10 protein-coding genes are annotated in these 12064 nt (G+C 61.7%); 7 read left to right on the top strand and 3 right to left on the bottom strand.

The features are described from left to right. Nucleotides 1–226 precede the first annotated feature (226 nt). Nucleotides 227–1642 carry an allantoinase PuuE gene (puuE, locus tag FB009_RS23440; RefSeq protein ID WP_024311760.1) on the bottom strand — a complete coding sequence of 472 codons (1416 nt, stop codon included), beginning with the start codon at nt 1640–1642 and terminating at the stop codon, nt 227–229. Between the two features lie 167 nt (nt 1643–1809). On the opposite strand from puuE, the gene uraH reads away from it, so the two are divergent. From uraH to xdhC, 4 genes are read left to right on the top strand one after another with little or no spacing between them, the layout of a single operon-like run. Next, nucleotides 1810–2181 carry a hydroxyisourate hydrolase gene (gene uraH / locus FB009_RS23435; RefSeq protein ID WP_012061550.1) on the top strand — a complete coding sequence of 124 codons (372 nt, stop codon included), beginning with the start codon at nt 1810–1812 and terminating at the stop codon, nt 2179–2181. 5 nt (nt 2182–2186) lie between these two features. Beyond that, nucleotides 2187–3668: a xanthine dehydrogenase small subunit gene (xdhA, locus tag FB009_RS23430; RefSeq protein WP_024311759.1), complete on the top strand. Its 1482-nt coding sequence runs from the start codon at nt 2187–2189 to the stop codon at nt 3666–3668. 13 nt (nt 3669–3681) lie between these two features. Then, nucleotides 3682–6015: a xanthine dehydrogenase molybdopterin binding subunit gene (gene xdhB / locus FB009_RS23425; RefSeq protein ID WP_024311758.1), complete on the top strand. Its 2334-nt coding sequence runs from the start codon at nt 3682–3684 to the stop codon at nt 6013–6015. A gap of 35 nt (nt 6016–6050) precedes the next feature. After that, on the top strand, nt 6051–6908 hold the full coding sequence (xdhC, locus tag FB009_RS23420) for a xanthine dehydrogenase accessory protein XdhC (protein WP_024311757.1): 858 nt from the start codon (nt 6051–6053) through the stop codon (nt 6906–6908). A gap of 84 nt (nt 6909–6992) precedes the next feature. On the opposite strand, the gene FB009_RS23415 is transcribed toward xdhC, so the two are convergent. Next, nucleotides 6993–7940 (bottom strand): LysR family transcriptional regulator, encoded by a 948-nt coding sequence (locus tag FB009_RS23415; protein WP_012061554.1) that lies wholly within the window; start codon nt 7938–7940, stop codon nt 6993–6995. Nucleotides 7941–8089: 149 nt separating this feature from the next. Here FB009_RS23415 and FB009_RS23410 point away from each other — a divergent pair, with 149 nt between their 5' ends. Further along, nucleotides 8090–9328 carry a urate hydroxylase PuuD gene (locus tag FB009_RS23410; RefSeq protein ID WP_024311756.1) on the top strand — a complete coding sequence of 413 codons (1239 nt, stop codon included), beginning with the start codon at nt 8090–8092 and terminating at the stop codon, nt 9326–9328. Next, entirely contained in the window at nt 9325–10668 is a 1344-nt protein-coding gene (gene guaD, locus FB009_RS23405) for a guanine deaminase (protein ID WP_024311755.1), read from the top strand. Before FB009_RS23410 ends, guaD begins: the two co-directional genes overlap by 4 nt. A 277-nt stretch (nt 10669–10945) precedes the next feature. Here the strand turns inward: guaD and FB009_RS23400 are convergent, their stop codons facing one another. Then, a complete protein-coding gene (locus FB009_RS23400) occupies nt 10946–11425 on the bottom strand; it encodes an Hsp20 family protein (protein ID WP_018012938.1) in 480 nt (159 codons plus the stop codon). 323 nt (nt 11426–11748) lie between these two features. Between FB009_RS23400 and FB009_RS23395 the strand changes: the two genes are divergently transcribed. Beyond that, nucleotides 11749–12054, top strand: coding sequence for a DUF982 domain-containing protein (locus tag FB009_RS23395; RefSeq protein WP_012061558.1), 306 nt, complete (start codon nt 11749–11751; stop codon nt 12052–12054). Nucleotides 12055–12064: the final 10 nt, after the last annotated feature.

The following is a 12064-nucleotide window of genomic DNA, read 5'->3' as shown; positions in this document are numbered from 1 at the left end:
CAGCACACGGTCTTTAAAGACCAGGATTCCGACGGCCTTCCGCCCGCACCCATATAAGCACAGTTTCGACACACAGGATTCCTGTGACGAACACATGAATGAGGAAATCAAGCAAGTCGCGGCGGGCATCCCGATTCTCAACAGCCCATAGAGCGGGATCAGGAAAAATGCGCGGTTTTTCGCCCGCATCCCGCTCCGACTTATTGCGCCCCGGTATTGTTTCGCATCACTCCGGCAGCATTTCGCGGAGCCGCAACAACGCGATCCGTTCTACCTGGAGGCATGCCGTATTGAATTCGGCTTTTCCCTCATTGCCGATGCGGGTCTCGAAGGCCGCGAGGATCTCGTCCTTGCTGCGCCCCTTGACGGCCATGATGAAAGGAAAGCCGAATTTCTCGACATAGGCATCGTTGAGCGCAGTGAAACGCTCGCGCTCCTCGTCGGTCAGCGCGTCGAGCCCCGCGGAGGCCTGCTCCGAAGTCGAGGTCTCTGTCAGCCGCTTCGCCTGGGCGAGCTTGCCGGCAAGATCCGGGTGGGCGTTCAGGACCGCCAGCCGTTCCTCTTCGCTCGCTTCACGGAAGACCGCACAAAGGGCCGCATGCAGTCCCGATGCCGTATCGTTAGCCGGTGCGAGTTCATCGGCAAAGGCGCGTCTGGCGATCCAGTCCGAGTGCTCGAAAACTCCACCGAATCGAGAAATGAAGTCATCCTTCGAGAGCCGCGACGGTCGGTTTTCGTTCGGCCGGAACGGATAGGCCTCTGCCCAGTAGCGGGCAATGTCGATGCGGCGTGCGACCCAGACTTTCTCGTGGCCCTTTACGTAATCGAGGAAGCGCGCCAGTGCGGCCGCGCGGCCGGGTCGGCCGGCTAGACGGCAATGGAGGCCGATGCTCATCATCTTCGGTGCGCCGGCGGTACCCTCGGCATAGAGAACGTCGAAGCTGTCCTTCAGATAGCTGAAGAACTGATCGCCGCTGTTGAAGCCTTGCGGGGTCGCAAAGCGCATGTCGTTGGCATCGAGGGTGTATGGAATGACGAGCTGATGCCGGCCGGCATGCTCATGCCAGTAGGGCAGGTCGTCGGCGTAGGAATCAGAGACGTAGTCGAAGCCGCCGGCCTCGGTCACGAGGTCGAGCGTGTTCACGGAGCAGCGCCCCGTGTACCAGCCGGTCGGCCGCTTTCCGGTTACGATCGTGTGGAGGCGGATCGCCTCGGCGATCTCGGCGCGCTCGCGCTCGGCGTCGAAATCCTTGTGCTCGATCCATTTGAGGCCGTGGGAGGCGATCTCCCAGCCGGCTTCCTGCATGGCCGCCACCTGTGCGGGCGAGCGCTTGAGGGCAGTGGCGACGCCATAGACGGTGGCCGCTATTTGTCTCTCGGTGAAAAGGCGGTGCAGCCGCCAGAAGCCGGCGCGCGCACCATATTCGTAGATCGATTCCATGTTCCAATGGCGCTGGGCAGGCCAGGCCTGAGCGCCGATGATTTCCGAGAGAAAGGCCTCCGAGGCGGCGTCGCCGTGAAGCACGCAATTCTCTCCGCCCTCCTCGTAATTGATCACGAATTGCACGGCGATCCGGGCGCCATCGGGCCAGGCAATATGCGGGTTCGGACCATGGCCCAGGAGATCGCGGGGATATCTCATAACAGCAGCTCCTCCAGAGATTGTCTTGTCGCCCAATTGGTAGCGAGAATTCCGATCTCCCATTCCCCCCGAAAAATTTGAAAGTCTCGAAGGTTGAGCCCGCTACACAAAGGTCCTCGCGCTTCGGATACTCTAACCTCGAAGCTGACTTTCGGAGGAGCGATAGAATGCAAGTTCAAGACGGAACGTCCGGCCGCTTGACGACCCACGTGCTGGACACGTCGAGCGGCAAACCGGCAAGCAATCTGCGCATCGATCTCTACCGGATTGAAGGTGAACGGACAGAGCTTCTCTCGTCGACACGAACCAATGACGACGGGCGATGCGATGCGCCGCTTCTCAACGGCTCCACGATGGAAACCGGAACTTACGAACTGCGCTTTCACGCCGGCGAATATCTCGGCCCCGGGGCGGAGCGCGAGGTGAACCCGTTTCTCGATGTCATCCCGATCCGCTTCGGCATCGCCGACCGGGCTGCGCATTATCACGTGCCGCTTCTGCTTTCGCCTTACGGCTATTCCACCTATCGCGGGAGCTGACGGCAATGACGATCGAATTCCGAAATACGATCCGTTTCCTTTTGAATGACCGGTCCGTCGAGCTTGCCGACGTCTCGCCGGTGCAGACGCTGCTGGACTTCCTGCGTATCGACCGCAATCTGCGCGGCACGAAAGAAGGCTGCGCGGAAGGCGATTGCGGTGCCTGCACCGTACTTGTCGGCCGCCTCCTCGACGGCAAGCTCCGATACGAATCGGTGAATGCGTGCATCCGCTTCGTCGCATCGCTTGACGGCTGTCATGTGGTGACGGTTGAAGCGCTTGCCCAGCCGAACGGGCCGTTGCATCCGGTACAGCAGGCGATGGTCGACACGCACGCCTCGCAATGCGGTTTCTGCACACCCGGTTTCGTGATGTCCCTCTACGGTCTCTGGATGGCCAACGCGAAGCCGAGCATTCAGCAGATTGAGAAGGCGTTGCAGGGCAATCTCTGTCGTTGTACCGGCTATGCGGCGATCATTCGGGCGGCCGAAGCGATCGCATCGGTGGGCGAGCTCGGCAAGGACCCGCTGATTGTGGAACGCGAGCAAATCACGCGACAACTGAAGGCCCTTCAAGACGGTCGCCGAGTGGAGATCGGGGGCGAAGACGAGCGCGTCGTGCTGCCGGCCTCGCTGGACGATTTCGCTGCGGTTCTCCAGGCCAACCCCAAGGCGACGATCGTCGCCGGTTCGACCGATGTCGGGCTCTGGGTTACCAAGTTCATGCGCAACATCGCGCCGGTCGTGCACCTCTCGCATCTGGAAGAGTTGCGGCGGATCTCGGTCGGGGTGGATGGGATCACCCTTGCTGCCGGCGTAAGCTACACGGAGGCCTACCCGGCCATCGTCAGGCACTTCCCGCAACTGCGCGAACTCTGGGACCGTATCGGCGGCGAACAGGTACGCAATATGGGCACAGTCGGCGGCAACATCGCTAACGGTTCTCCGATCGGCGACACGCCGCCTGCGCTGATCGCATTGGGCGCTTCGGTCACCCTGCGCAAGGGAACAAACCGCCGTACGCTGCCGCTCGAAGCCTTTTTCCTCGAATACGGCAAACAGGATCGCGAATCCGGCGAATTCGTCGAGTCTGTCCGGATTCCCTTTCTGGACGAGACGCACCGCTTCGCCGTCTACAAGATCTCGAAGCGATTCGATGAAGACATTTCCGCAGTCTGCGGCGCCTTCCGCGTGAAGCTCGACGGAGACGGCAGGGTTGCCGATGTGGCTATCGCCTTTGGCGGCATGGCGGGCACGCCGAAGCGCGCCCGGAATGTGGAAGCCGCTCTCAAGGGCGCGCAATGGAACGACGCTGCCGTCGAAGCTGGCTTCGCCGCCTTCGAGCGCGATTTCGCGCCGCTCACCGACTGGCGTGCCTCTTCTGAATATCGGATGCTCGTTGCCAGGAATCTCCTCCGGCGCTTCCATCTGGAAACGCAGGAGACGCGCCATGTCCGGATCGACCGCACGGTCGCGGTGGCTATGTAGAGAGGGTGGACCCATGAATGTGATGCAGCCCGTCGTCCGCGTCCGCGGCGCCGTCCACGACAAGGAACGCCACGAATCCGGTCACAAGCATGTTTCCGGAACCGCAGAATATATCGATGACATTCCGGAGCCCGCGGGTACGCTTCACGGCTATCTCGGGCTCTCGCAGCGCGCTCATGCCGAAATCCTGTCCGTGGATTTCGAGGCGGTGCATGACAGTCCCGGTGTCGTGGGTGTGCTCACGGCTCAGGACATACCCGGCGAAAACGATATCAGCCCGGCGCACAAACACGACGATCCGGTTTTTGCGACCGGCAAGGTCGAGTTCCACGGTCAGCCGATCTTCGCGGTCATCGCCACGTCGCGCGAGGCCGCCCGGCGCGCTGCCGCCAAGGTGAAGATCGACTATCGCGATCTGCCGCATGTGACGGATGTTCTCGAAGCGGCGGCTGCGAACTATCCGCTGGTGATCGATCCCCTGAAGCTCGAGCGTGGCGACATCGATGCCGGCTTTGCCAGAGCGAAGAACATCGTTTCGGGCGAAATGCGCATAGGCGGTCAGGACCACTTCTACCTCGAGGGCCAAATCTCCTTCGCCATTCCCGGTGAGGATGACGAAGTGACCGTCTTCTCCTCGACCCAGCATCCGAGCGAGACGCAGCTCATGGTCGCCCATGTTCTTGGCGTGCCCTCAAATGCGGTGACCGTCAATGTCCGCCGTATGGGCGGCGGCTTCGGCGGCAAGGAGACGCAGGCAAATCTTTTCGCGGCGGTTGCGGCAGTGGCGGCAAGGAAGTACCGCCGTGCGGTCAAGGTGCGGCCCGACCGCGACGACGACATGGCGGCGACCGGCAAGCGCCACGACTTTCACGTCGACTACAAGATCGGCTTCGACGATGATGGCCGAATCGAGGCGGTGGAGGCGGTTTTCGCCGCACGCTGCGGCTTCTCGGCCGACCTTTCCGGACCAGTGACGGATCGTGCGCTCTTTCACGCCGATAATTGCTATTTCTACCCGAATGTCCGGCTGCGCTCGCGCCCGCTCAAGACCAACACCGTGTCGAATACAGCGTTTCGCGGTTTCGGCGGACCGCAGGGCATGGTCGGCGGAGAGCGGATGATCGAAGACGTAGCCTATGCGCTCGGCAAGGACCCGCTCGAAATCCGCAAGCTCAATTTCTATGGCGGCGAAGGGCGCAACCTGACGCCGTATCACCAGACGGTCGAAGACAACATCATCGGGCGGATCATCGAGGAACTCGAAACCTCGTCTGATTACGCCGCACGGCGGAAGGCGATCATCGCCTTCAACCGCGAGAACCATGTCATCAAGCGCGGCATCGCGCTGACGCCGGTCAAATTCGGCATCTCCTTCACCAAGACCGAGTACAATCAGGCAGGCGCCCTGATCCACGTCTATACGGACGGGTCCATCCAGCTGAACCATGGCGGCACCGAAATGGGGCAGGGGCTCTATACCAAGGTCGCCCAGGTCGTAGCGGACGAGTTCCAGGTTGATCTCGACCATATCAAGGTGACGGCGACCTCGACCGGCAAGGTGCCGAACACCTCTGCAACGGCTGCGTCGTCCGGTTCGGACCTGAACGGCATGGCCGCCGCAAACGCCTGCCAGCAGATCAAGGAGCGGCTCGTGCGCTTCGCGGCCGAACGCTACGGCGTGAGCCAGGCCGATGTCGCTTTCGAGCCAAACACGGTTCGAATAGGGGCCGAGCGCATCCCCTTTGCGGATCTTATCAAGGCAGCTTATGCCGCGCGCGTGCAGCTCTCGGCGGCCGGCTTCTACAAGACTCCGAAGATCCATTGGAGCCGCGCCGAAGGGCGGGGCCGGCCTTTCTACTACTTCGCCTACGGCGCCTCATGCTCCGAGGTCAGCGTCGACACGCTGACCGGCGAATACCAGGTCGAACGAACGGACATCATTCACGACGTCGGCAAGTCGCTGAACCCTGCTCTCGACCTCGGCCAGGTCGAAGGTGCCTTCGTCCAGGGCATGGGCTGGCTGACGACCGAGGAACTCTGGTGGGATGCCAAGGGCCGGCTGCGGACGCACGCGCCATCCACCTACAAGATCCCGCTCGCGTCCGATCGCCCGCGCGTCTTCAACGTGCATCTGGCCGATTGGTCGGTGAACCGGGAGGAGACGATCCGGCGCTCGAAGGCGGTCGGGGAACCTCCCTTCATGCTAGGCATTTCGGTTCTGGAGGCGATATCCATGGCGGCGGCAAGCGTTGCGGACTATCGTATTCCGCCGCGCATCGATGCACCCGCAACACCGGAGCGCGTGCTGATGGCTGTCGAGCGCCTGCGCGCCGCCCGGGCCGGTTAGGGACAATCGCGCAGGGCAAATAGTGGACGACTGAAATGACGGGTAGAAAGGACATCCGCGATTTCCTGAGCCGTGAACCGGCCTGCGTGCTTGTCCAGGTGGCGAGCGCCGCAGGCTCGACGCCGCGCGATACGGATGCCTGGATGCTCGTCTCAGAGGATCGCACCTTCGCCACGATTGGCGGTGGACAGTTGGAATTCATGGCGATCGACCACGCGCGCAAGCTCCTTCATGGGGCGAACGGGGACCTTCGACTGGCGATCCCCCTCGGCCCCGAGATCGGCCAGTGCTGCGGCGGTCGCGTTACGCTTTCCTTCAAAAGGTTGGATGCGGTCATGCGAGCTGCAATCATCGAATCCAGCGACAATGAGATCGCGCGCCGACCGCATGTCTACATCTTCGGCGCCGGTCACGTCGGCAACGCGCTCGCCCGGGCGCTTTCGCATGTGCCGCTCAGGACCGTGCTCGTAGACACCCGCGAGCATGAGCTCTCGGCCGCCGACGTGCCTGACGTCGAGACCTGCCTGACCGCAATGCCCGAGGCTGTGGTGCGCGACGCGCCACCGGGCAGCGCCTTCGTCGTCCTTACCCACGATCACGCACTCGACTTTCTGATCACGACTGAGGCGCTCGGGCGCGAAGACGCCAGTTATGTCGGCATGATCGGATCGAAGACGAAACGCGCGACGTTCAAGAACTGGCTATCGCGAGAGGTCAATCGTCCCGAGCTTTTCGAGAGGCTCGTTTGCCCGATCGGCGGTACGGCGGTGAAGGACAAGCGGCCGGAAGTGATCGCGGCGCTTGCCGCGGCCGAGGTAGTGACTGCGGCGCTGAACCGCCATTTGCAGCCTCGCGCGCCCTCTCCGAAGAGCCAGAGATCGGTCAAGGCTTAGGCCGATCGGCAGATGACACGCATCGGCGATCGAGAGCCGCCGAACGACGGGCAAGGTCGTGCTTGTTCGTTGGCGGCGCTGCGCTCAAGCGCTGGAACGCTCCGGTACTTCAGCAGGCTCAGCGAGCATCTTGCCTATCAGCCGCTGACAGCGCTCGGCCATGAAGTCGATCATCAGACGGACTTTCGGATCCTGGAAGCGTTTGTGCGGATAGATCGCCGCAAGCTGCGCGCCGAGCGGCGGCGTCTCCTCGAGTATCGGCACGAGCAGGCCCTCGTCGATATAGTGCTTCACCTCGAATAGCGGCTTGTTGACGATGCCGCGGCCGTCGAGCGCCCATTGGGTAAGCACGTCTCCGTCATCCGAATCATAGGGCCCGGCGACTTCGAACTTGCGGACGCCATCCGGCGTCTGCAAGGTCCAGTAATATTCCTTCGACCCGGGATAGCGCAGCAGAAGACAGTCGTGGCTTTGGCTGAGGAGGTCGTCCGGCGACGAGGGCGTGCCGCGCCTTTCGAAGTAGCGCGGCGAGCCACAGAGCACGCGGTCGCAGTTCATGATGCCGCGCATGCGCAGGTTGGAATCCTCGAGTATGCCGAGCTTGAAGGCGATGTCGACGCCTTCGGCGAGAATGTCGACATTATGATCGGAGAGGCGCAGCCTGACTTCGATATCCGGATAGCGGTCATGGAACTCCGGGATTCCGGGCGCGATCAGGCGGCGGCCGATACCGAGCGGAGCGGTGATCTTCAGCGCTCCCTTCGGATTTCTTGAAAGATCGGCAATGGCGCTTTCCGCCTCGTTGACCGCTTCGAGGATCTTCACCGCGCCTTCGTAGAAGACTCGTCCGTGCTCGGTCGGCGTCAGTTTTCGGGTGGTGCGGTTGAACAGGCGCACCCCCATATGCCGCTCCAACTCTTTGATTCTGTTGCTGGCAACCGCCGGCGTAACACGTTGATCACGGCCCGCTGCCGACAGCGTTCCGAGCTCCACGACGCGCACGAACACACGCACATTATCGAGATAGGACATGCTTCCGCCTCTGTTCTTCCGGCGCGAACGTAACGCTCCGGCCTCTCTTCGATTTTATAGTTTTTTTTGAAAGAGTTGGTGCAATGTCGCCGTTCCCGCCTCCCCAAGCAATGACACATAATGAATGCGAGAGAAATGGGGAGAACTCAATGTACGAGTATGCCATCGCCTGGGATTGGCTGACATTTGCGGTGAGATGGCTGCATGTCATCACCGGCATCGCCTGGATAGGCTCATCCTTTTACTTCGTTGCGCTCGACCTGGGCCTGAAGCAGCGTCCGGGCCTGCCGGTCGGCGCCTATGGCGAAGAGTGGCAGGTGCATGGCGGCGGTTTCTACCACATCCAGAAATATCTGGTGGCGCCGGCAAACATGCCGGAGCACCTGATCTGGTTCAAATGGGAATCCTACGTCACCTGGCTCTCCGGTTTCGGCATGCTTGCGCTCGTCTATTATGCCGGCGCGGACCTCTACCTCATCGATCCGAACGTGCTCGACGTTTCGAAGCCGATGGCGATCGCCATCTCGCTCGCCTCGCTCGGCTTCGGCTGGCTCGCCTACGACATGATCTGCCGATCCCCATTCGGCAATGACAATACGCGGCTGATGGTGCTGCTCTATTTCATTCTCGTCGCCGTCGCCTGGGGTTACACCCAGCTGTTCACGGGGCGTGCCGCCTATCTGCATCTAGGCGCCTTCACGGCGACCATCATGTCGGCGAACGTGTTCTTCATCATCATCCCGAACCAGAAGAAGGTCGTTGCCGACCTGATCGCAGGCCGCACGCCCGATCCTGCTCTCGGAAAGCAGGCGAAGCAGCGTTCGACGCACAACAACTATCTGACGCTGCCTGTGCTGTTCCTGATGCTGTCGAACCATTACCCGCTCGCCTTCGGCACGCAGTATAACTGGATCATCGCCTCGCTGGTTTTCCTCATGGGGGTCACGATTCGCCACTGGTTTAACACCCGCCACGCCAACAAAGGCAGCCCGACCTGGACCTGGCTCGCGACCGTGCTCCTGTTCATCGCCATCATGTGGCTTTCCACCGTGCCCAAGGTCCTCTCGGAGGGCGGAGAGGCAAGGGCAGCGACGGCGGCCGAGGCGGTGGTCGCGTCTCCGGATTTCTACAAGGTGCGCGACACCGTGCTTGGTCGCTGTTCGATGTGCCATGCGCGGGAGCCCGGCTGGGAGGGTATCATCGTGCCGCCAAAGGGCGTGATCCTCGAATCCGACGGCGACATTGTTGCGCATGCCCGTGAAATCTACCTGCAGGCGGGGCGTTCGCATGCCATGCCGCCTGCCAATGTCACCGGCATCACCGAGGAGGAACGCCAGCTCATCGCCTCCTGGTACGAGAGGACGATAAAGGAAGGAAAAGTCCAATGAGGGATCTCTTGATCCGCGGCCGGGTGCTGACCTTTCTCAAGGAGCCCCAGGGAATCGACGATACGGCTTCTTACCGCTTCATCGAGGACGGCGCCGTTTTCGTAAGGAGCGGCAAGATTGTACACATCGGCCCTTACGCTGACGTGGCGAAGCAGGCAGGACCTGACACAGAGGTCGCCGACCACCGGCCGCATCTGGTCCTGCCCGGCTTAATCGACACGCACCTGCATTTTCCGCAGACCCAGGCGATCGCCTCCTACGGCGCGCAGCTTCTGGAATGGCTGAACACCTATATCTTCGTGGAAGAGCAGAAGTTCAAAGCTCCGGAGCATGCCGCCTTCATCGCGGGCCGCTTCATGGACGAGCTCCTGTCCAACGGCACGACCACGGCCGCCGCCTATTGCTCGGTGCATCCGGAAAGCGTCGACGCCTTCTTCGCGGCGGCCGAAGAGCGCGACATGCTCATGATCGGCGGCAAGGTGATGATGGACCGCAACGCCCCGGACGCGCTGCAAGACACGTCTCAAAAGGGCTATGACGAGACCAAGGCGCTCATCGCGAGATGGCATGGCCGCGGCCGCGCGCATTATGCGATCACCCCGCGCTTCGCCATCACCTCGACGCCGGAGCAGATGGAGATGAGCCGCGCCCTCGTCGCAGAGCATCCGGACTGCTACGTTCAGACGCATCTGTCCGAAAACCGGGACGAAATCACCTTCGCCACTTCGCTCTATCCGGAAGCCAAGGACTATACCGATATTTATGCTCGCTATGAGCTTCTCGGCCGCAAGACCCTGCTCGGCCATTGCATCCACCTGAGCGACCGCGAAATATCGGCGCTCGCCGAGACGGAGGCGGTGGGCGTCTTCTGCCCAACGTCCAACCTCTTCCTCGGCAGCGGCCTCTTCGATCGCGACCGCTTCGACAAGCTTGGAGCACGCCATGCGGTCGCCACCGATGTCGGCGCCGGCACAAGCTTCTCGATGCTCGAAACAATGGATGAAGCCTACAAGGTACTGCACCTGCAGGGGCAGCGGCTCTCCCCTCTCAATTCCTTCTATATGATGACGCTCGGCAACGCGCGCGCGCTCGATCTCGAGGATCGCATCGGCTCGCTGCACGCCGGCGCGGATGCGGACATCGTTGTTCTCGACAGCCGAGCCAAGCCGGCCATGGAACTCAGGATGCAGGTCGCCTCGTCGCTTGCCGAAGAGCTGTTCATCGTGCAAACGATGGGGGACGACCGTTCGGTGGCTGAAGTCTACGTGGCCGGTGAGCCGATGAAATGCCGCCGCCGGCAGACGAAAGCTCAGGCGGACGTCGAACTGGCAACGGCATGAACGTTGCAGAAGTCGCCTTGATCAATAGTTTCAAAAGCCATTGTAGCGCATTGATTTGGTGCGGTTATGACGCTTTCCCGGCAAGCAGAGAAAGGGAACCCCAGAGGGTGCCGCTTGTCCTTTCGCCCCGCCTGCGGAAAGAAAACGCCGACAGGCGGTTGGGGGGCTGCCGCCGCTACTGCTGATACGCGGGGGAATTGCGCCCGTCCTCCCTCTCGATCTCCCGGAACTGAAGCGCCCGCGGGCGCCGGCGCTTCAGTGCCGTCGGCATACGCAGCTACGCTGCGTGCTTTTCGCCTTCTATCTGTTTCGAGGATTCGCCGCCCGGCAGTGCTTCTGCCTGCTGTATCTCGATTCGACGCGGCTTCATCTGCTCTGGAAGCTCACGAACGAGATCAATCTTGAGCAGGCCGTTGGCGAGGTTCGCGCCGGTTACGGTGACGAAGTCGGCGAGCTGGAATCGACGCTCGAAGCTGCGTGCGGCAATGCCGCGATAGAGGTATTCGGTGTCGTCTTCCCCGGCTTTCGCACCGGTGATGGTCAGCATCTGCTGCTCGTGCGTGATGGTGATCTCGTCCGGGGCGAAGCCCGCTACCGACATTGCGATCCGGTACTGGTTCTCACCGACACGCAAGATGTCGTAAGGCGGCCAATTGTCGCCAGGTGCCAGGCGGCTTGCGGAATCCAAGAGGTCGAACAGATGTTCGAAGCCAACGCTGGAGCGCGACAGCGGCGAGAAATCGAAGCTTGTTCTCATAGCCATATCCTCCTTGAGCAACATGGACGATGAGGAGCGCCGAAGAGAACGGTGCCCCTCGACTTGCGAGCCCCTTACAGGCGGCTCTTGCACCCGATTTAGTCATTCGGAGCCAGGTTTCAAGGGCCTCCGCGACTTGATTTTCGCCGCTGTCCGGGTCCCCGGCGGAGGCAAAAATCGGCGTTCAGAACGAGGGCCAAAGCTGGTGATCGAGGTTCTTGAATTTACCTTTTCCGCTCCAATATCTATCTGGATCGGGCTGAGCCACGCGGGTGCGGTGTTCCGGCCCGCATTTCATTGACGGCATAGGAAAGGAGGAAGAAATGCTTCTCAATGAGATCCCCTGGACGATCCCTCTCACCGTGCGCCTTTCCAACGGTCTGACGCACAGTTTTGCCTCCGTGTACGAGGCTCTCGACTTCCTGGAAAACGAATGGCCCCTCAGGAGGGGCGAGCGCTACGAACGCGCGGTGCGGACGTGCCGGCGGGCGTTGAACCGGATGACGCCGGCGGCAGTGGCGCGGGAAGCCTTCATCGCCGCTTGCCTTGAGGCGGGGATGCCGCTCGTCATGACGCCACCGGCCCAAAAGCCGCAAACCGGCATCGTCAAGGCTGCGCAGTCAGCCTAAGGCCGGACGC

The sequence above is a fragment of the Sinorhizobium medicae genome, assembly GCF_007827695.1.
In the GTDB taxonomy this organism is placed as follows: domain Bacteria; phylum Pseudomonadota; class Alphaproteobacteria; order Rhizobiales; family Rhizobiaceae; genus Sinorhizobium; species Sinorhizobium medicae.
Note: the sequence above shows the minus strand (reverse complement) of the source record. Positions and strands in the feature narration are given on the sequence as shown.

Bases quoted from the DNA above. Each gene is read 5' to 3' on its own strand.
- xdhA (WP_024311759.1), top strand. From the start codon at position 2,187: ATGACGATCGAATTCCGAAATACGATCCGTTTCCTTTTGAATGACCGG.
- uraH (WP_012061550.1), top strand. From the start codon at position 1,810: ATGCAAGTTCAAGACGGAACGTCCGGCCGCTTGACGACCCACGTGCTG.
- xdhB (WP_024311758.1), top strand. From the start codon at position 3,682: ATGAATGTGATGCAGCCCGTCGTCCGCGTCCGCGGCGCCGTCCACGAC.
- FB009_RS23395 (WP_012061558.1), top strand. From the start codon at position 11,749: ATGCTTCTCAATGAGATCCCCTGGACGATCCCTCTCACCGTGCGCCTT.
- puuE (WP_024311760.1), bottom strand. From the start codon at position 1,642: ATGAGATATCCCCGCGATCTCCTGGGCCATGGTCCGAACCCGCATATT.
- FB009_RS23400 (WP_018012938.1), bottom strand. From the start codon at position 11,425: ATGAGAACAAGCTTCGATTTCTCGCCGCTGTCGCGCTCCAGCGTTGGC.
- FB009_RS23415 (WP_012061554.1), bottom strand. From the start codon at position 7,940: ATGTCCTATCTCGATAATGTGCGTGTGTTCGTGCGCGTCGTGGAGCTC.
- xdhC (WP_024311757.1), top strand. From the start codon at position 6,051: ATGACGGGTAGAAAGGACATCCGCGATTTCCTGAGCCGTGAACCGGCC.
- FB009_RS23410 (WP_024311756.1), top strand. From the start codon at position 8,090: ATGTACGAGTATGCCATCGCCTGGGATTGGCTGACATTTGCGGTGAGA.
- guaD (WP_024311755.1), top strand. From the start codon at position 9,325: ATGAGGGATCTCTTGATCCGCGGCCGGGTGCTGACCTTTCTCAAGGAG.